General features: G+C 63.6%; 18 protein-coding genes. 13 read left to right on the plus strand and 5 right to left on the minus strand.

All coding sequences use genetic code 11. The features are described from left to right. The first annotated feature begins 77 nt into the window (after positions 1-77). The 11 genes from KTQ37_RS09545 (at position 78) to KTQ37_RS09595 (ending at position 11,476) form a co-directional block, all read left to right on the plus strand. Positions 78-1,400 (plus strand): serine/threonine-protein kinase, encoded by a 1,323-nt coding sequence (locus KTQ37_RS09545; RefSeq protein ID WP_218630289.1) that lies wholly within the window; start codon positions 78-80, stop codon positions 1,398-1,400. Between the two features lie 24 nt (positions 1,401-1,424). Then, a complete protein-coding gene (locus tag KTQ37_RS16755; protein WP_236021161.1) occupies positions 1,425-2,639 on the plus strand; it encodes an FHA domain-containing protein in 1,215 nt (404 codons plus the stop codon). Then, entirely contained in the window at positions 2,629-3,561 is a 933-nt protein-coding gene (locus KTQ37_RS09555) for a PP2C family protein-serine/threonine phosphatase (protein WP_218630290.1), read from the plus strand. Before KTQ37_RS16755 ends, KTQ37_RS09555 begins: the two co-directional genes overlap by 11 nt. 5 nt (positions 3,562-3,566) lie before the next feature. Further along, positions 3,567-4,853 carry a P-loop NTPase family protein gene (locus tag KTQ37_RS09560; protein ID WP_218630291.1) on the plus strand — a complete coding sequence of 429 codons (1,287 nt, stop codon included), beginning with the start codon at positions 3,567-3,569 and terminating at the stop codon, positions 4,851-4,853. Positions 4,854-5,002: 149 nt separating this feature from the next. Then, positions 5,003-7,093: a dynamin family protein gene (locus KTQ37_RS09565; protein WP_218630292.1), complete on the plus strand. Its 2,091-nt coding sequence runs from the start codon at positions 5,003-5,005 to the stop codon at positions 7,091-7,093. After that, complete coding sequence (locus KTQ37_RS09570; RefSeq protein ID WP_218630293.1) at positions 7,090-7,968, plus strand: dynamin family protein; 879 nt, start codon at positions 7,090-7,092, stop codon at positions 7,966-7,968. The genes KTQ37_RS09565 and KTQ37_RS09570 overlap by 4 nt, the downstream gene beginning before the upstream one ends. 25 nt (positions 7,969-7,993) lie before the next feature. Then, entirely contained in the window at positions 7,994-8,374 is a 381-nt protein-coding gene (locus tag KTQ37_RS09575) for a hypothetical protein (RefSeq protein WP_218630294.1), read from the plus strand. Beyond that, on the plus strand, positions 8,371-9,144 hold the full coding sequence (locus KTQ37_RS09580; RefSeq protein ID WP_218630295.1) for a hypothetical protein: 774 nt from the start codon (positions 8,371-8,373) through the stop codon (positions 9,142-9,144). The genes KTQ37_RS09575 and KTQ37_RS09580 overlap by 4 nt, the downstream gene beginning before the upstream one ends. Positions 9,145-9,219: 75 nt before the next feature. Further along, positions 9,220-9,852 carry an acrylate utilization transcriptional regulator AcuR gene (acuR, locus tag KTQ37_RS09585; RefSeq protein ID WP_218630296.1) on the plus strand — a complete coding sequence of 211 codons (633 nt, stop codon included), beginning with the start codon at positions 9,220-9,222 and terminating at the stop codon, positions 9,850-9,852. A 25-nt stretch (positions 9,853-9,877) separates the two neighbouring features. Next, the gene (gene acuI / locus KTQ37_RS09590) at positions 9,878-10,870 is read left to right on the plus strand and encodes an acrylyl-CoA reductase (NADPH) (RefSeq protein ID WP_218630297.1); all 993 of its coding nucleotides are present in this window, start codon (positions 9,878-9,880) and stop codon (positions 10,868-10,870) included. Between the two features lie 30 nt (positions 10,871-10,900). Further along, positions 10,901-11,476: a peroxidase-related enzyme gene (locus KTQ37_RS09595; protein WP_218630298.1), complete on the plus strand. Its 576-nt coding sequence runs from the start codon at positions 10,901-10,903 to the stop codon at positions 11,474-11,476. 58 nt (positions 11,477-11,534) lie between these two features. Here the strand turns inward: KTQ37_RS09595 and KTQ37_RS09600 are convergent, their stop codons facing one another. From KTQ37_RS09600 to KTQ37_RS09620, 5 genes are all read right to left on the minus strand, one after another. Beyond that, entirely contained in the window at positions 11,535-12,530 is a 996-nt protein-coding gene (locus KTQ37_RS09600; protein ID WP_218630299.1) for an ABC transporter ATP-binding protein, read from the minus strand. Positions 12,531-12,633: 103 nt separating this feature from the next. Continuing rightward, a complete protein-coding gene (locus tag KTQ37_RS09605) occupies positions 12,634-13,473 on the minus strand; it encodes a carbohydrate ABC transporter permease (protein WP_218630300.1) in 840 nt (279 codons plus the stop codon). Between the two features lie 11 nt (positions 13,474-13,484). Further along, positions 13,485-14,399 carry a carbohydrate ABC transporter permease gene (locus KTQ37_RS09610; protein ID WP_218630301.1) on the minus strand — a complete coding sequence of 305 codons (915 nt, stop codon included), beginning with the start codon at positions 14,397-14,399 and terminating at the stop codon, positions 13,485-13,487. 65 nt (positions 14,400-14,464) lie between these two features. Beyond that, entirely contained in the window at positions 14,465-15,718 is a 1,254-nt protein-coding gene (locus tag KTQ37_RS09615) for an ABC transporter substrate-binding protein (protein WP_218630302.1), read from the minus strand. A gap of 30 nt (positions 15,719-15,748) precedes the next feature. Then, complete coding sequence (locus KTQ37_RS09620) at positions 15,749-16,636, minus strand: N-acetylmuramic acid 6-phosphate etherase (RefSeq protein ID WP_218630303.1); 888 nt, start codon at positions 16,634-16,636, stop codon at positions 15,749-15,751. A gap of 159 nt (positions 16,637-16,795) precedes the next feature. Between KTQ37_RS09620 and KTQ37_RS09625 the strand changes: the two genes are divergently transcribed. Together KTQ37_RS09625 and KTQ37_RS09630 are read left to right on the plus strand one after the other, a co-directional pair. Beyond that, the gene (locus tag KTQ37_RS09625; RefSeq protein ID WP_218630304.1) at positions 16,796-17,683 is read left to right on the plus strand and encodes a glucosamine kinase nucleotide-binding domain-containing protein; all 888 of its coding nucleotides are present in this window, start codon (positions 16,796-16,798) and stop codon (positions 17,681-17,683) included. Next, on the plus strand, positions 17,670-18,419 hold the full coding sequence (locus KTQ37_RS09630) for a GntR family transcriptional regulator (RefSeq protein ID WP_218630305.1): 750 nt from the start codon (positions 17,670-17,672) through the stop codon (positions 18,417-18,419). Before KTQ37_RS09625 ends, KTQ37_RS09630 begins: the two co-directional genes overlap by 14 nt. Positions 18,420-18,434 lie beyond the last annotated feature (15 nt).

Raw genomic sequence — 18,434 nt, forward strand, 5'->3', positions numbered from 1 at the left:
GAGGACGATGGAATCGTATCATTCTCGCTTGTTGTGTATTCCATCCGCCCCCTCTCGACCCCTGACCGGAAAAAATGATGAACCAGATGGTTGCAGTCCCGAGTGAAATCCACGTTGAGTTGCCTGTCGGCACTCAGCTTCTGAATGGGCAGTATCAGCTGTTGAACCACCTCCAGCAGGGCGGGTTCGGCATCACCTATGTCGCGCGCGACAGCCTTGAGCGTCAGGTGGTCATCAAGGAATGCTTCCCCGCGGGTTACTGCAAGCGCGAGGGCAATGAGGTTCACGCGAACTCCGAGCAGGCCGACAAGCAGTTCCAGTCGCTCAAGCGCCAGTTCCTGCGCGAGGCGCGCCGGATGGCCAAACTGCGCCATCCCCATATCGTCGCCATCCACCAGGTCTTCGAGGAAAACAACAGCGCCTATATGGCCCTTGATTACGTCGAGGGCACCGATCTGATCACCGTGCTGGAGGAAAACCCCGAGCGCCTGTCGCCCCGCTTCCTGGAATCGGCGCTGATGCAGACGCTGGAGGCAGTGCAATACATCCATTCGCACGGGCTCTTGCACCGCGACATCGCCCCCGACAACATCCGCGTCAACGACCAGGACGAGATCACGCTGATCGACTTCGGCGCCGCGCGCGAGCATCAGCCCACCGGCGGCGCGCCGATGGTGACCACGCTGGTCGCGGTAAAAGACGGCTATTCGCCGCACGAATTCTATCTGGCCAGCAACATGCACGACTTTTCGAGCGATCTTTATTCGCTCGGAGCGACCTTCTACCACCTGATCACCGGGATCGTTCCGCCCAACTGCCAGCAACGCCTGTCGGCGGTGTCCTCGGGCATGACCGACCCCTATGTGCCGCTTGCGGATGGCGATTGGGATATCGGCTACAACCTGCTGGCCACCATCGACCGCTCACTTGAGGTGCTGCGCGAGAACCGCTTCCTCAACACCAAGCAATGGCTCAAGGCGCTGGAAGAAACGCCCAAGGTGCGCCCTGCCCGCCCCAAGCCGGTTGTGTTCGACACCAAGCTGGATGCCGCCGTGTCGATGCTGGTGCAGGAGACCAACATGACGCTGCCCTCGAAGGCGGCCAAGCAGCCGGCTGGTCCCACGCTGGAGGCACGCCAGGAGCCGGAGCACAGCGAGCTTTCGGATCTGCCGAGCAAGCAGTGGGTCGATATCCTTGGGAACCCGATCGACGACCTCTCGGCCTGGCATGAGGAACAAAGCGACGACCTGCGGGCTGATGAGCACCGGGGCAACATGCACGACAGACACCACGACAGCGCCGCGCGCGGCAAGGGCGGGACCGGCTATGAAGGAAAATCGGTCATCGTCGGCCTGCTCATGCGCTGTCTCGCCCGCAACCCCGCCTCGCGCGCGGCCTGATTCCGAAAACACGGAGCCCCTGTTATGAAATTCATTCGCGATCTTATTTCTGAAAAGCGTAGCGGCAAGCAGTCGGACGTTTCAATTCCGCCGGCAGTCTGGGACGAGGAAACCTCGGTTGTACCCGAACCGGTCGAGATCCTCCCGACCGAAGCCCCCGACGTGCTGGCACTGACCCCGCAGGACGCGGTCGCCGAGGACTTCGCGCCACTCGACGAGGAGCTGGACGGCGAGGAGGCTTTCGCCGAAGACGCCGCGCTGGAAGAAGAGATCGACGAGGAGTTCGAGCAGGATCTCGAGGACGCCGCCTTTGCCGAGGATGAAGACGGCTACGAATTGCCCGCACCCGAGTTCGACGCGTTGGAAGACGAAGCGCTGGATGACGAGACGCTGGCCGATGAGGCCGCACTTGACGCCTTCGCCGAGGAGCCTTTCGAGGACGCTCTGGATGAGGTCGAGGAAATGGTCGAAGCCGGGATGCCGGAGGAGGAAACGGTCGAGCCCTTCGAACGCCGCAAGCTCTGGACCAGCCTGCGCGACGAAGCCTATGCAACCGAGGCCGAAGAGCCGTTCATCGCCGCCCCGGAGCCGATGGACGAGACCGCGCGGGCGATTGCTGCGCTCGATCTTGCCAAGCCCACGGCCCCCGCGGTCGAGACCGATGACTCGCTCGATCTGAGCGGTCTGCCCTTCATTCATGTCGGCGGCGCAGCCCCGGCGGCGGATCTCGGCCTTGAGGTCCCGACCCCTTCGGTCGGGCGTGGCTCCGGTCGTTCGGGCCGGGTCAAGACGCGCCTTCTGGGCTTCAACCCCGGCGGCCTTGCCCCGGCGAGCCCCTTCGAGAAAGCCGCAGCCCCGGCCGATACCAACTTCCCGGTGGGCTGGATGGTCGTTGTGTCGGGCCCTGGTCGCGGCGCCTCCTTCCCGCTCTATGATGGCGTCGCCAAGATCGGCCGCGGTGAGGATCAGGCGATCGCACTGAACTTCGGCGACAGCGCCATCTCGCGCGAGAACCACGCCGCGGTGGCCTACGATTCCGAGCAGAACGCCTTCTACATCGGCCAGAGCGGCAAGGCGAACCTTGTGCGCCTCAACAACAAGCCGCTGCTGAGTACCGAGCAGATCCGCTCGGGCGATCAGGTCCGGCTGGGCGAGACGACCCTGCGCTTCGTCGCACTGTGCGGAGAGGATTTCTCCTGGGATGCAGCCTCGCAAAATGATGTGAAACATGCTGGATGAGTTCGAGTTTCATTATGATGCCGCCACCGCGCTGGCACAGGGACAACGCGACCAGCAGGAAGATGCGGTCGCGACGAACTTCCCCGATGGCTCGGGGCTAGGGTTCATCGTCCTTGCCGACGGTATGGGCGGCTATGCCGCGGGCGAGCTGGCCAGCCAGATCGTCGTGGCCGAGTTGTGCGACCATCTGCGCGCGCACTCAGCCGACCCTACACATCTTGAAAGCAACATCGGCCCGATCCTGCGCGATGCGCTGGAGCGTGCAAACGATCTGGTCGCCCGCTACACGACCATGCGCCCCGACCTCTACGGCATGGGGGCGACGGTTGTCGCGCCGATCATCGTCAGCAACCGGCTCTACTGGATTTCGGTGGGCGATTCGCCGCTGTACCTGCTGCGCGGCAACCGCATGTTCCGCCTCAACCAGGAACATTCGATGGCCCGCCAGATGGAGATGATGGTGGCCACCGGCGAGTTGACGCGCTTTGAGGCCGACCAGAACCCCGACCGGTTCTGCCTGACCTCGGTTCTGATCGGCGAGAGCATCCCCGAGATTGACTGCCGCGACGTTCCGGTCGAGTTGCAGGACGGCGATATCGTCATCGCTGCCAGCGACGGGCTCCAGTTCCTCGATGAGGCGCAAATCGCCAAACTCGTGCATGAGCACCGGGACAGCACCAGCGCCGAGATCAACGCGCGGCTGATGCAGGAGATCCTCGATCTGGACGACCCCGATCAGGACAATGTCTCGATCTGTGTGCTCAAGATCAGCAAGCAGGCCAAGGCGGCGATGCCACCGCGCAACCCGCCGCCTGACCACCGCTCTTCGCGTTGGTCGACCCTGCGCAAGACCGTCCTGCTTCGGGTGCATCGCCCCGAGAAGCGGGTCGCCTTCAGCGCAACGGCGGCATACGAGGGCTGAAGGCCATGGCACCGCTCGAACAGATCGCAACTCAGCTGCAGCGGGCGCTGGACCGGGGCGCTCTTCCCCCCGAAGGGCAATCGATCGGTCAGCGCCTTCTGACGCATCTGAACAGCCCGACCCGGATAGCCGTGATCGGCCACCCCGGATCGGGCAAATCCAGCCTTGTAAACATGCTTCTGGGCGAGCAACTGATGCCCGATCTGGGCCGTGTGGCAGCGCTAGAGTTGTGGTATGGCCCGGCTCCGCGCGCGCTGTTCGAATTGCCCGATGGAAGCGTGCGCGCCAAGGACGGGCTGGTTGATCCCGCGCATATCCCCGCAGGTACTTTCCGCATCCGCCAGGAACTGCCCGACCCGCGGCTGCGCAAGCGCCGCTTTCTGGAACTGACGCTGAGCGAGGGGGGGGCGGACAGGCCCGCCCTGCTTGAGTGGATGGCCAAGCGCACCGATATCGCGATCTGGTGCACTCAGCAGTTCAACGATCTTGAGCGCGCAGCCTGGGCCGGAGTTCCCGATCATCTCAAGGACCATAGCTTCCTTGCGCTGACCATGGCGGACAGGCTGCACATGCGCGGGGAGCTTGGCGGCCGGATTGCCGCGCTGCAGCCTGTCGTCGCCGAGGAGTTCCTGCGGCTCTACCCGGTTGCCACCCGGCAGGCGATCGCCGCGCGCGAGGCCGCCGAGCAGACCAATGAAAAGCTCTGGTCGGCGAGCGGCGGCAAAGCCCTGTTCGACGGCATCCAGCAACAGATCGACGTGGCCCGCTCGGCCGATCTGGACCACGTTCACATCCTGCTCGACCGCTACAAGGTCGCGCTTGATGAGCCTAAGCCGGAACCCGCTCCCAAGGCAGAGGCCGCACCCGCGCCCAATGCGCAAGCCGCGCCCGAGCGCCCGGCCGCCCCGCCGAAGCCCCGTGTCGATATTGCCGATGCCGTCCGCCGCGCCACCCAGCACGATCCGAAGCCCGAGCCTGCCCGCGTCATCGACCGCGCTCTGGCGCTGCTGCAGGGCTGCGCACAGGAACTGATCGAGACCCCCGAGGCCACCGCAGGCGCGTCAAGCGACGCGATTCTCGAGCGGTGTTCGCAGGCTGCGGAAGAGCTGGTCACGCTGCTGTCGTCCTCCGATGACCGCTCGGAAGAGATCGAGGCCTTCCGTGAGGACGCTATCGAGGGAGAGCAGATGCTGATGCTGCTCCGGCTCGAACGCTCTGAAAACGCGGCAGCGGATGCACTGACGGTGCTGGTGCAGATGAAGAAGGAGATGTCCGAACGGCGGGCGCGATGAAATGCGCCAATACCGCCGCCTGACACAGCCACGTCAAGCTTTGACCACATTCCGAGTCAAGAATGCGGGGAAGTCAGAAAAGTATTTTTCATGAATGCCATGCTCAAGTTCATTCCGAAGACCCAGGAAACCGCCAAGACAGGTGAGGCATGACGATAGTGCCCCAGATCACAACGGGTGACCGACTCACGTCGATTGCGCCGCGCGAATGCCTGAACGCCGGGCTGGAGCCGCTGGCCGATTTCGCCGCGCGCGTGAAAGAGGTCGAGGCGACTCTGGAGACGCTCGAACATGTCGCGGGCGACGCGGCGGCCCGGTCTGTTGCGCGTCTGCGCCACGAACTGGCCGAGTTCGAACCGGCAATCACCTTCCTCGGACAGGTCAAAGCGGGCAAAACCACGCTGGTCAACGCGCTCGCCGGCTGGTCCGATCTGCTGCCCGCCGACGTGAACCCCTGGACCTCGGTCGTCACCTCGCTGCACCTGCTGCCCGGCGCGCACCGCAAGGAGGTGGGCGCCCGCTTCCAGTTGATGAAGGAAGACGAGTGGGATCGCCTGCTCAACAAGGGCGGTCGTCTGGGTGAGTTGGCGCAGCGCGCCGATGCCGAGGGCGAACTGGCAAAGATCCGCGAACAGATCGAGGCGCTGCGCGAGAAATCCCGCCGCCGCCTGGGCAAGAAGTTCGAGCTGCTGCTGGGGCAGGAGCACGAATACGGCTATTTCGACAAGAACCTGCTGGAACGCTACATCTGCCTTGGCGACGACTTTCTGGATGAAGACGCGCCCGAGGAAGAAGAGCATCAGGGCCGCTTCGCCGATATCACCCGCGCGGCGGACCTCTACCTGCATTGCCAGACCATGCCGATGCAGATGTGCCTGCGCGACACGCCCGGCGTGAACGACACCTTCCTGATGCGCGAGCAGGTCACCATCAATGCCGTGCGCGAAAGCCGGATCTGCGTCGTGGTGCTCTCGGCCCATCAGGCGCTGACTTCCGTCGATATGGGTCTGATCCGCCTGATCTCGAACCTGCATTCGCGCGACGTGGTGATCTTCGTCAACCGCATCGACGAGCTGCGCGACCCCGCCCGGCAAGTGCCCGAGATCGAGCAAAGCATCCGCGACACGCTGGCCAAGCACAATGGCCCGCAGGACGCCGAGATCATCTTTGGCAGCGGCTACTGGGCCAACAAGGTGCTGTCCGAAAGCCTCGACGAGATGTCGAAGGCCAGTTCGGACGCGCTGGTGAACTGGGCACAGCGCGAGCTGGTGGATTCCAAGCTGGACCTGACGCCTGCCGAAATGGTCTGGCACCTGTCGGGCCTGCCCAAGCTTAACCGCACGATTGCCGATCAGATCGTCACGACCCTCGGCAATCCCAAGTTGCGCAAGATCGCCAGCGCCGCCGTAACCATCGCCAGCGGCCTGCAAGCGGCGAATATCGTGCGTATCGAGGGCGAGAGCGCCGATACTTCGGTCAGCTTCAACCAGGTGGCCGGCGAGTTCGACGAACTGGCGGCCCGGCACATCAAAGCCCTGCAAGATCAGTTGACGACGGTGACCGGCGCCTATCACGACCGCGCCGACCGGGCGCACGCGAATTTCGTCGAGCGCGCGACCCATTCGCTGATCGAGCATCTGGAGCGCAACGGCGATCACGAGGTCTGGGAATACGATCCGACCGGGCTTCGCGTGCTGCTGAAATCGGCCTATTCGGTCTATAGCTCTCGCGCGCAAACCGCCGCGAACACCTGCTACAAGGCGGCGGTGATCGACATTGCGGAACTGCTCTACAAGTCCTTCGGCAATGCGATCGAGGGCATTCAGCTTTCGATCCCCGAAGCGCCCGATCCGCCCGCGCCGGTGATGCTTGCCCAGACCATCGTGCTCGATTTCAATGACGGCTGGTGGGTCTCGTGGTGGCGCCGGACGCGCGGCTATAAGGCTTTTGCCCAGCGTTTCTACGGGATGATCTCTGCCGAGACCGCGGATTTCATGGCTCAGTTCAAGACCATCCCGCCACAGGATTTCAACGCCCAGATGGAGGCGGTGCTGAAGGGGCTGCTCGATCAATGCCATGACCTGCTGTTCGAGATCGGCAGCAGTCGCGGCAACAAGGAGCATCTGCAAAGCCTGCTGCTGAACGGCGAAGAGCGCGACCGCCGCGAAGTGATCGACAGCCTGCTCGAAACGCTTCAGGTCCATGTGGCGCGCAGCAACGAAGAGGCGCTAGCGATATGACCGACACGAGCCAGACCGGCGCACGCCGCAAACCGCGCCTTGTGCTGATGGGCGAATTCAGCGCGGGCAAGAGCACCCTGTCGAACATTTTGCTGGAGGGCGAGGCCCTGCCCATGCGCGTGACCGCAACGCGCCTGCCCCCGGTACATATCACCTACGGCGCACCCTCGGCCTTTGCCGAGCATCGCGACGGCACCCGGACCGAGATCAACCCCGCCGAACTGGGCGCGGTCAACCTCGATGAGACGCGCTGGATCCACCTGACAATGGAGGCCGACACGCTCGAGCTGTGCGACCTGATTGACATGCCCGGCATCTCGGACCCGAACATGCCTTCCGATATCTGGGACGCGGTGATGGAAAAGGCCGACCACGTCGTCTGGTGCACCCATGCGACCCAGGCCTGGCGGCAATCCGAAGCGGCGACCTGGGGCCGGATGCTGCCCTATACGCGCGGCAAGAACCTGCTACTGATCACCCAGTTCGACAAGCTGCGCAACCCGCGCGACAAGAGCCGAGTGCTGAACCGCGTGCGCAACGAGGTCGATGGGCTGTTCACCCAGATCTACCCGGTCTCACTGCTTGAGGCGCTTGAGGCGGGCGACGATTATGATGCCTGGCAAGCGAGCGGCGCGGCCGAGTTCCTTGAACACCTCGTCGAGATCCTGATGGAGACGGGCAGCGCGTTGCAGCAGCCTGTCGGCGCCAAGCCGGCGACCGAACGCCCCACCCTGCCGCCGGCGATGGAGGCGGCACCGCCTTGCGCCGAAGCTCCGACTGCCGCGCCAATCGTGCCCCGCCGCGTTCACGTCAAGACGACCACAACCGCCCGCCCTCGACCTGATGACGTGGCTGATCTAAAGCTAGAGACATAAGGACCCCGCCCAAGGAAAGACGGAGATGCAGATCCAGGACCATCTCGACCAGTTGCTCAACGACGCGCCCGGCTGCCGCCTCGCGACGTTCGGTGACTTGTCGTCTGGTCTGATCCTGAAATGGAGCGCGCCGTCGCCCTGCCCGCGCGAAGTTCTCGACCAACTCTCCGAACAATCGGCAGGCTGTTTTGCGCTGCTCGACCCGGCGCTGCTGCCCGAAGGTATCCCGGCGCCGGAGTACGGGCAGGCCGTGATGGCCTTCACCGATCGCGCGACCCGCGTTTTCGCGCGCAGCGCAGACGCGCCTGACGACATTGTCGGCGCTGTATTCGCGCCGCAGACCGATGCGCATACCGCGCTGAGCCTGACCAGGGAGGCGGCTGAAAAGCTCGCAGACCCGCAATGAGCGCCTCGAAACGCAAGACACAGGGCAAAACCGTGGCGACCGAGGATCAGCTGAGCCGCCTGCTCGACCGCTTGTCGAGCGCCCCCGAGTCGCTCGCCGCAGAACGTCAGTCGCTGCCGCAATCCGCCGATTCGCGTCTGCAATTCCTGCTGCGCGAGATCGACGAGACCGTCCTGCCGCGCCACCTCGACCTGCTTGCGAGCGGGCACCGAGTTGCGCGGCTGACCGTCTCGAACCGGCGCCTGATCGATATCGACACGCCTGGCCGCGCTGCGCCCCCCGAAGACCCGCAGGCGATGGTCGAACTTTTCGCCGAAAGCCTGACCAAGCTTGCGCGCATGGCCGGGGATATGGCGTTGCAGGTGACGCGCCGCACCGCCCTGCCCTCTCACCCCGAGGCGGCCTGTTCGGTCCATACGCTCGAACAACTGCTCGGGATCGAGCCGAGCCATATTCCCTTCGAGCGACTCTGCCGCCAGATCGAGGCCAAAGCCCTTTCGCAACTGGCGTGGACTAACGGCTCGGAAGCGGCGACGGGCGCGCCGGAATGGGCACCCGCACTGCGTGACATCGCCGCGCGCTACCGCGCGATGCACTCCAAACCGCGCAAGGCCCCCCGCATCCGCCCGATGCGCACCGAGGGCATCGTCCTCCCCCTCTCCGACGATCTGATCGTCACGATCATCTCGCTTGCCGAGAACGGCCTTGCTGCCGTCTTGCCGCGCGCCGAAGGGCTTGCCCTGATCGCGGCCTGGCAACACCCCGCCTAGCTTCCCTGACACGCGGCAGATCAGTGCCGCAAAATAAGCGTTGCTATTTTTTAGACGATCGGTCTATAAATAGAAATGAGCAACTCATCCCCCCTTTCCCGCAATCGCGGTCGGCCCCGGAAGTCACCCGAGGAAATGGCGCATCTGCACAATGCGCTGATCCGTGCGGGGCTTGTCGTGCTGACCGAGAAAGGTTTTTCTGCCGTCGGAATCGATGAGATCCTGCGCCTTGCTGGCGTGCCCAAGGGATCGTTCTACGCCTATTACGACAGCAAGGAGGCTTTCGGCCGTGCGCTGATCGACGCCTATGCCGGGTATTTCGCGGCCAAGCTCGACCGCTGGTTTCTGGACGACGCATTGACGCCGCTCGCACGGCTGCACGCCTTCGTCGAGGATGCGAAAGCGGGCATGGCGCGGCACGGCTTCACGCGCGGCTGCCTTGTGGGAAACCTCGGACAAGAGATGGGCACCCTGCCCCCGTCGTTCCGCAGACAACTGACAGATGTCTTGCTCGACTGGCAGGCCCGCACCGCCTCCTGTCTGCACGCGGCGCAGGCCGCGGGCGAGATCGGCCCCGAGGCCGATTGCGACCAGTTAGCAGAGATTTTCTGGATCGGATGGGAGGGCGCGGTTCTGCGCGCCAAGCTCGAACTCTCGCCCGCACCGCTTGACACCTTCGCGGCAGGCTTTCTGGCCATGTTGCGCTGACCCGATCACCCAAAGGAGGACGACCATGTTTCGCGCAATCCTGCTCGAGAAGAATGAGAACGGCACCCAGGCCCGCATGGCCGAAGTTGACGAAAGCCAGCTTCCCGAGGGGGATGTGACCGTTCGCGTCGCCTATTCGACGCTGAACTACAAGGACGCGCTGGCCATCACCGGTAAGGGGCCCGTGGTGCGCAGCTGGCCGATGGTTCCGGGGATCGACTTTTCGGGCGTGGTCGAGGCTTCGGCCCATCCCGATTACAAGCCGGGCGACCGGGTGGTTCTGAACGGCAGGGGCGTGGGCGAAGGCCACTGGGGCGGTCTGGCCGAGAAAGCCCGCGTGAAGGGCGATTGGCTGGTGCCGCTACAGGCGCCTTTCACCGCACGCGACGCGATGGCGATCGGCACGGCGGGCTATACGGCCATGCTCTGCGTCATGGCGCTTGAGCGTTACGGCATCACCCCCGATCAGGGCGACATTCTTGTTACCGGCGCCGCGGGCGGCGTGGGCAGCGTGGCAGTCGCGCTACTGGCCAAGCTTGGCTATCGCGTCGTGGCAATGACGGGCCGCCCGGAAGAGGCCAGCTACCTGCAAGATCTGGGCGCGGCCGAGGTTATTCCGCGCGGTGACTACTCGGAACCCGGTCGTCCGCTGGCGAAAGAGCGTTGGGCTGGCGCGGTGGATGTCGCGGGCGGTCAGGTTCTGGCCAATGTCTGCGCATCGCTGAAATATCGCGGCGCCGTCGCGGCCTGCGGCCTGGCGGGCGGCATGTCTCTGCCCGCGACCGTCGCGCCCTTCATCTTGCGCGGCGTGGCGCTTTTGGGCGTGGACAGCGTGATGTGCCCGCGCGCCGAACGGCTTGAGGCATGGCGCCGCCTCGCACAAGACCTCGACCCCGGCAAACTCGCCGGCCTGACCGAGGAGATCGCCTTTGGCGATGTCATCGATACCGCCGGAAAGCTGATTGCTGGCAGCCAGCGCGGGCGCGTCGTCGTACCGATCGCCCCCAAGCTTGCCTAACCAACCGCATTACCCAGACAGGAGTTCTTCATGACCGCAACACATATCAGCCGCTTCGCCGTTCCCGAACTTGATGCAATGCCCGAAGATCTGCGCGAGCGCATTCTTGGCGTGCAGGAGAAGTCCGGCTTCATCCCCAATATCTTCCTTGCCCTTGCGCACCGGCCCGACGAGTTCCGTGCCTTCTTCGCGTATCACGACGCGCTGATGGAAAAGCCGGGCAACCTGAGCAAAGCTGAGCGCGAGATGATCGTCGTGGCGACATCGAATATCAACCAGTGCCAATATTGCGTCGTGGCGCACGGGGCGATCTTGCGCATTCGCGCGAAGAACCCGCTGATCGCCGATCAGGTAGCGATCAACTACCGCAAGGCCGACCTGACGCCGCGCCAGAAAGAGATGCTCGACTTCGCGATGAAGGTTTCGGGCCCCGCCTATGAGGTCGGCGAGGCCGACTTCGAGACGCTCGCCGAGCACGGCTTCGACAAGGAAGACATCTGGGACATCGCCGGCATCGCCGCTTTCTTCGGCCTGTCGAACCGGATGGCAAATGTCAGCAACCTTCGCCCCAATGACGAGTTCTTCGCGATGGGCCGCAATATCTGAAAAAACTGCGGGGCGACGGTATGCGTCGCCCCGCTCATTATTGTTTGCCTGCCGTCTGTCAGGCCGCGGGCAGGCCATCGGCGTCGAAGTGGAAGGTTTTCTGCGCACTGAACCCGAGGCGCAGCGATTGCCCCGCTTCGATCGAATGCTGCCCGAAGAGGCGCGCGGTGACCTGATGGCTCTGCACATTCGCAATCACGTTGGTGTCGCCCCCCAGATGCTCGACATGGATGACCTGAGCCAGCAGAGGCCCGTCATCCGAGAGGAACAGGTCCTCGGGACGCACGCCCATGGTGCGATCATCGCCCTCATTCACCAGCCCGGCCGGGAAGAAGTTCATCGAGGGTGATCCCAGGAACCCCGCGACGAACTGGTTGGCAGGGTTGTTGTACAGCTCCATCGGGCTGCCGATCTGTTCGACGCGACCGTCGCGCAGCACAACGATCTTGTCGGCAAGCGTCATCGCCTCGGTCTGGTCGTGGGTGACATAGATCATCGAGGCCGACAACTGCCGGTGCAGATTGGCGATCTCGATCCGGGTGTTCATCCGCAGCGCCGCATCGAGGTTCGAGAGCGGCTCGTCGAACAGGAAGATCTTGGGTTCACGCACGATAGCCCGCCCGATTGCCACACGCTGACGCTGGCCGCCGGAAAGCTCGGACGGGTATCTGTCCAGATAGGGATCGAGATTGAGCATGCGCGCCGCATTGGCCACGCGCTGTTCGATCACATCCTTGGGCTGCCCCTCCTGACGCAGCGCCAGCGACATGTTCTTGCGCACGCTCAGATGCGGGTAAAGTGCATAGGACTGGAACACCATCGCGATGCCGCGCTTTGACGGAGGCGTCAGGTTGACCTGCTCGCCGGCGATGCGGATTTCTCCCGAAGTGGCGTCTTCCAGTCCCGCGATCACGCGCAGCAGCGTGGACTTGCCGCAGCCCGAGGGTCCGACGAACACCACGAATTCACCATCCTCGACGGTCAGGCTGATGTCCTTCAGGACATGCACGGCCCCGAAAGACTTGTTCACATTGGTCAGCGTCAGTGCAGTCATGGCGTGGGCTCCTCAAGCGAAACGGGGTGGCCGATACGGATGGGCCAGACAATCCGGGCGCGGCGGGATGGGGCCGCGCGACGTGCATTCAGGGCGAGGGCAATCATTTCACTGCCCCCGAGGTGATCCCGCGGATCAGTTGGCGCGAGAAGATGACATAGAGAGCCAGCACCGGCAGGATCGCGAAACTCAGCGCCGAGAGAACAGCGTTCCAGTCGGTCACGAACTGGCCGATGAAGACCTGCGAGCCAAGCGTGAGCGTCTTGGTGGCCTCGGTCGGCGCCAGGATCAGCGGGAACCAAAGGTCGTTCCAGATCGGGATCATGTTGAACACGGCCACGGTCGCCATCGCCGGACGCACAAGCGGCAGCACAAGCCGGAAGAAGATCGTGTATTCCGACAGCCCGTCGATACGCCCGGCGTTCTTGAGGTCATCCGACACCTGGCGCATGAACTCTGACAGGATGAAGACGGCCAGTGGAAGGCCCTGCGCGGTATAGACCAGGATCAGCGCCCAGAGGGTATTCACAAGGCCCGTACTGACCATAAGATCCAGGATTGCCACGGTACCGATGCGGATCGGGATCATTATGCCAAGCGCAAGGTAAAGCCCCAGCAGCTTGCTGCCACGGAAGCGGTACTCCGACAGCGCATAGGCCGCCATCGCGCCAAACAGCAGGATCAGGAACAGCGACGCCACGGTGACGATCATCGAGTTCTGGAAGTAGAGGAAGAAATCCCCCTGCTTGAGCACCGTCTGATAGCCGATCAACGAGAAGCTCTCGGTGTCAGGCAGCGCCAGCGGCTCCTTGAAGATCGCTTTGCGGGTCTTGAAGCTGTTGATCAGGATCACGAAGACCGGGAACAGCGCGATCAGGGTGTAGAAGATCAGCGCGCCATGCATCGCGAAGGTATTCAGCGGGTTCGTGCGGGCCTTGTTCATTGGCTTGCTCCTCACAGCTGGTAGCGACGCATCCGGGACTGGACGCCGTAGAGATAGAGACACACACCAACCAGGATGATCGCGAACATGGCGCTGGCGATGGCCGAACCCATGTGGGGGTCGCCGAGTTGCAGCTGGAAACCGAAGAAGGTGCGATACATGAAGGTGCCGAGAATATCGGTCGAGTAATCCGGCCCTGCGAGCGCACCCTGAGAGGCGTAGATCAGGTCGAAAGCGTTGAAATTGCCCACGAAGGTCAGGATCGAGATGATGCCGATCGATGGCAGGATCAGCGGCAGCTTGATCTTCCAGAAGGCCGCCATTCCGGTGATGCCGTCCACCTCGCCCGCCTCGATCACTTCGTCGGGGATGGACAGAAGCGCCGCGTAGATCAGCATCATCGGGATGCCGACGAACTGCCAGACCGAGATCAGCGCCAGTGTGGTCAGCGCATATTCCTCTTTGCCCAGCCAGGGCGCGAACAGCGATTTCAGCCCGACCGCATCAAGCATCGAGGGCGCGATACCCCAGATCGGCGACAGGATCAGCTTCCACGCGAAGCCCACGATGACGAAGGACAGGATCGTGGGCACGAAGATAGCCGAGCGGTAAAGCGCACTGAAGCGCAGGCGCGGATGGCTCAGGATCGCTGCCAGCACGATGCCGATGGGGTTTTGCACCAGCATGTGGATCAGGAAGAACCAGAAGTTGTTGCCGAGCGCGTTCCAGAACTGCTCGGACCAGATCGGGTCGAAAAACAGGGTGCGGAAGTTGTCCAGCCCGACGAAAACGCGCTCTTGATCGATCTTGCTGAACAGCGCCAGACGTAGCGTGTTGACCAGCGGAAAGATCATGACGGCGGTGTAGATGACGACGGCGGGCGCCAGGAACACTGGGATGTGCCAGCGGATACGTGGGCGGGTCATGTGTGCCTCCGGTTCTTGGTTCCCGAGCGGATGGCTCCGCTCGGGTAGATCATCTGACGGGAGGGTCAGTTCTGCGGCTTATACCAGCTGTCGAGGCCAGCCTGCAGTTTCACGCCCAGCTCCTCGGGCGTCGAGGTGCCCTTGATCGCCGCCACCGAAGCGCCCCAGGTATCGTTCTCGAGGTTCGGGGTGCCGCGCGACAGGATCTGATAGGTCGAGCGGATGCTGCGTTCGCAGTCGTTGCGCCAGCCGACGAATTCCTTCGCAAGCGGATCGGACAGTTCGACCGGCGTATCCGACAGCGGGAAGAAGCCCGGCAGCGCGTTGCCGAAGATCTCGGCGAACTCGGGGCTGGCGACCCACGACAGGAAGGCGCGTGCCGCCTCGGGGTTGGCGCTGGCGGCGTTCATGCCGATGCCGACGTCAGTGTGGTCCGAGATGTAGCAGGTATCGCCCGCAGCTTTCACCGGCGGCTTGAAGGCGCCCATCTCGAACTCGGCCTGGGCGTTGAAGCCCGAAATCTCCCACGAGCCCGCCGGATAGATCGCCGCGCGGCCAAGCGTGAACAGGTTCTGGCTGTCGGGATAGGTCTGCGCCTCGTAGCCGTCGCCGAGGTAGGGCGCCCATTTGGCCAGCGTCGCGTAGGGCTCGACCCACTGCGGATCGGTCAGCTTCTGCTCGCCGCGGATCAGCGCCAGACGGCCCTCTTCACCCTTCCAGTAGTTCGGGCCGATGTTGTTATAGCCCATGGTCGCGGCTTCCCACTGGTCGTTGGTGCCCATCGCCATCGGGATATAGCTGCCGTCTTCCTTGATCTTCTCGAGCGCCGCGAAGAACTCCTCTTCGGTCACGGGCACTTCGATGCCCAGTTCGGCGAAGGCGTCCTTGTTGTAGATGAATCCGTGGATGACCGAGGCCATCGGCACGCAGAAGGTGGCCGCGCCGTCATCGGTCTGCCAGGCGGCTTTCGCCACGTCAGAGAAGTTCGACATCGCGTCAAGATCGCTCAGGTCGGTCAGGTGCCCGGCCTGATAGAGCGCCAGCGACGCGTCGAACGGGCGGCAGGTGATCAGATCGCCAGCCGAACCCGCATCGAGCTTGGAGTTCAGAACCGCATTGTAATCCGCGGGGGCGGTCGGCGTGAACTGGACCTTGATGCCGGGATGCTTGGCCTCGAAGGCGGGGATGATCTTGTCCTGCCACAGCGCGAGGTCATCGTTGCGCCAGCTCTCGATGGTCAGAGCGGCATCCTGTGCCTGCGCGCCGGTCGCAACCAGAGCGGTGCTGAGCAGCGCCATCTTGAGATAGGTATGTTTCATATCGTTATTCTCCTGTTTGGACGAGTTTGTTCAGCGAAGCCGCGCCAGCGCGACCCGCAGATTTCCGTTGGTCTGTTCGAGAAGGTCTTGCGCCTCGGCGGGCGAAATGCCCCCCGCGGCAATCAGTGTTGCGGGCTTGACCGCGCCCTGTGCGGCATCAAGCGCCGCCTCGGCCACCTGCGGATCGACATGCGCCGCCTGCGCGACGATACCGGCCGCACGCGCCCGAAGCTTGATGTTATCGGCGCGCAGATTGACCATCATCCCGTCGTAGACATGGCCGAGTTCGAGCGCCATCAGCGTCGAAAGCATGTTGAGCGCGATCTTCTGCGCGGTCCCCGCCCCCATCCGGGTCGAGCCCGAAAGCACCTCCGGCGGCGTGGGTAGCAAGATCGCGTGATGCGCCAGATTCAAGAGCGGCGTATCGCCGTTATTCGCGATCCCGACCACCGCTGCACCCCGCGCCCGGGCGATCTCAGCCGCCGCAACCGTGTAGGGGGTCGTACCGCTGGCAGAGACAGCGATCACCGTGTCGCACGGCCCCAGATCCGCCAGCGCGAGGGCCAGCCCCTCGGTGTCATCCTCGGTGCCGCCGGGCATCTCAACCCCGGTCGGCAAACCACCCGCCATATGAATGCGCAGCTGTTCGGAGGGGATCGAAAAGGTTCCACCAAGCTCCTGCGCATCTGCGGCAGCCATAAGCCCCGAGGAGCCGGCCGCGATATAATGCAGCCGCGCACCAGCCCCGATCGAAGCAGCCATCGCGGTAGCGCCCGACACGATCTGCGGCAGCGCCGCGCGAACCGCTACAGCGGCCGCGATCTGACCTTCGACCAGAAGCGCCGCAACTTCGGCAGGCAGCTTCTGATCCAACCCAACCGCATCGCGGTGCAAGCCCTCTGTCACGTGTCTTTTCACCTGATTCCCCCCTCAAGCTCCAACAAGAATACCTATATAATACCTTTTGTCCAGCATTTCGTTAGCGGTTCTGGATAGGTTTGTTTTATCGCAAAGATTCCACGTCATTGGTTCTCTTTTTTCTTCCATTATCTCGTAAGGTATTATAATGGTCTTCTCATGAGCGATTCATTGAACAATGCGATCATCGCCATTGATGGCGGAGGAACCCGGTGCCGGGTGGCACTGGACGATGGCCGCCTGACGCGCGCGATCGAAACTGGTTCGGCCAATGTCTCGACCGATTTCGATGGTGCGGTTGCGCAGATGATCGAGGGCATGAACCTCCTGGCGCGCAAGGTCGACCTTCCGGTACAGGCACTTTGGAGCCTTCCGGCATTTGTCGGCCTCGCGGGGGTTACCGGGGCGGAGATGCGCGCACGGCTATGCGCAGCGCTGCCCTTTACCGCCGTGCGCGTCGAAGATGACCGCCCCGCCGCACTGCGCGGTGCGCTCGGAGATCGCGATGGCGTGGTCGCACATTGCGGAACAGGTTCGTTTTTCGCCGCGCAGATCCGGGGCGTGATGCGCCTTGCCGGTGGCTGGGGGCCAGTGCTCGGGGATCGTGCCTCGGCGCAGTGGGTCGGGCGCGAAGCCCTGCGCGCGACCCTTGATTGCGTCGATGATCTGCAGGAATGTACGCCGCTCGCAAACCGTCTGCTGTCCGAGATGGGCGGCAGCCCCGGAATTGTGCGGTTTGCCAGCCGCGCGCGCCCCGTGGACTTCGGCGCGCTGGCGCCTTTGGTTACCGATTACGCCGGAAAAGGCGATGCACTTGCGCTTGGGGTCATGGCAACGGGCGCATCCGAGATTGCAGCACTTATTCCGCAAATGGGTTGGGTTCCGGGTCAGGCGATCTGCCTGACCGGCGGCATCGGCCCCCACTTCATGCAATTCCTGCCCGCTGCCATGCTGGCCGATGTGGCAGCCCCGCAAGGCTCCCCGCTTGATGGCGCCCTGACGTTGGCGCGCGAATTTGCCAAGGAGATCGCCCATGAACGCAGCTGAGTTTCTACGCCCGGAAAACTGGCTCGGCTCTAGCGAGGGTCCGCGCTATGTGCAGCTACGCCGCAGGCTAATCGAGGGTATCGAGACCGGCGCGCTGCCGCCCAACTCATCGTTGCCGCCCGAGCGCGAAATCGCAGAACTGACCGAGCTTTCGCGCGTAACCGTCCGCAAGGCTATTCAGGGGTTGGTGCGAGAAGGCCTTATCGAACAAAGGCAAGGCTCGGGTTCCTTCGTGCGCGAACCGGTCACCAGGCTGGAACAGTCGCTCTCGCATCTGACCTCGTTCACCGAGGACATGGCGCAGCGCGGGATGCAGACCACTTCGACCTGGCTTGAACGCGGCGTCTTCATGGCCTCGCCCGAAGAAATCGCGGCCTTCGGTCTGAATGCAGGCGAGAATGTCGCGCGCATCTACCGGCTACGCGAGGCGGGTGGGCGCCCGATGGCGCTGGAGCGTGCGGCGCTGCCGCTCGACATCCTGCCCAACCCGATCGAGGTGACGACGTCGCTATACGAAGTGCTCGAACGGAAGGGCAACCGTCCCGTTCGGGCGGTGCAGAAGATCTCGGCCATCAACCTCGAGGCGCGCGAGGCCGCCTTGCTGGGGGTCGCCGAGGGGGCTGCGGGCCTCAGCATCGCCCGCACATCCTACCTTGCGACCGGTCGGGTCGCGGAACTGACCCATTCGCTATATCGCGGTGACGCTTACGACTTCGTGGCCGAACTGCGCCTTTGACAAGGAAAGGCTGCC

It is taken from the genome of Sedimentimonas flavescens (genome assembly GCF_019264375.1).
Lineage (GTDB): Bacteria > Pseudomonadota > Alphaproteobacteria > Rhodobacterales > Rhodobacteraceae > Rhodobacter > Rhodobacter flavescens.

Coding starts and splice junctions, on each gene's coding strand:
- KTQ37_RS09545 (WP_218630289.1), top strand. CDS start 78: ATGAACCAGATGGTTGCAGTCCCGAGTGAAATCCACGTTGAGTTGCCT.
- KTQ37_RS16755 (WP_236021161.1), top strand. CDS start 1,425: ATGAAATTCATTCGCGATCTTATTTCTGAAAAGCGTAGCGGCAAGCAG.
- KTQ37_RS09555 (WP_218630290.1), top strand. CDS start 2,629: ATGCTGGATGAGTTCGAGTTTCATTATGATGCCGCCACCGCGCTGGCA.
- KTQ37_RS09560 (WP_218630291.1), top strand. CDS start 3,567: ATGGCACCGCTCGAACAGATCGCAACTCAGCTGCAGCGGGCGCTGGAC.
- KTQ37_RS09565 (WP_218630292.1), top strand. CDS start 5,003: ATGACGATAGTGCCCCAGATCACAACGGGTGACCGACTCACGTCGATT.
- KTQ37_RS09570 (WP_218630293.1), top strand. CDS start 7,090: ATGACCGACACGAGCCAGACCGGCGCACGCCGCAAACCGCGCCTTGTG.
- KTQ37_RS09575 (WP_218630294.1), top strand. CDS start 7,994: ATGCAGATCCAGGACCATCTCGACCAGTTGCTCAACGACGCGCCCGGC.
- KTQ37_RS09580 (WP_218630295.1), top strand. CDS start 8,371: ATGAGCGCCTCGAAACGCAAGACACAGGGCAAAACCGTGGCGACCGAG.
- acuR (WP_218630296.1), top strand. CDS start 9,220: ATGAGCAACTCATCCCCCCTTTCCCGCAATCGCGGTCGGCCCCGGAAG.
- acuI (WP_218630297.1), top strand. CDS start 9,878: ATGTTTCGCGCAATCCTGCTCGAGAAGAATGAGAACGGCACCCAGGCC.
- KTQ37_RS09595 (WP_218630298.1), top strand. CDS start 10,901: ATGACCGCAACACATATCAGCCGCTTCGCCGTTCCCGAACTTGATGCA.
- KTQ37_RS09600 (WP_218630299.1), bottom strand. CDS start 12,530: ATGACTGCACTGACGCTGACCAATGTGAACAAGTCTTTCGGGGCCGTG.
- KTQ37_RS09605 (WP_218630300.1), bottom strand. CDS start 13,473: ATGAACAAGGCCCGCACGAACCCGCTGAATACCTTCGCGATGCATGGC.
- KTQ37_RS09610 (WP_218630301.1), bottom strand. CDS start 14,399: ATGACCCGCCCACGTATCCGCTGGCACATCCCAGTGTTCCTGGCGCCC.
- KTQ37_RS09615 (WP_218630302.1), bottom strand. CDS start 15,718: ATGAAACATACCTATCTCAAGATGGCGCTGCTCAGCACCGCTCTGGTT.
- KTQ37_RS09625 (WP_218630304.1), top strand. CDS start 16,796: ATGAGCGATTCATTGAACAATGCGATCATCGCCATTGATGGCGGAGGA.
- KTQ37_RS09630 (WP_218630305.1), top strand. CDS start 17,670: ATGAACGCAGCTGAGTTTCTACGCCCGGAAAACTGGCTCGGCTCTAGC.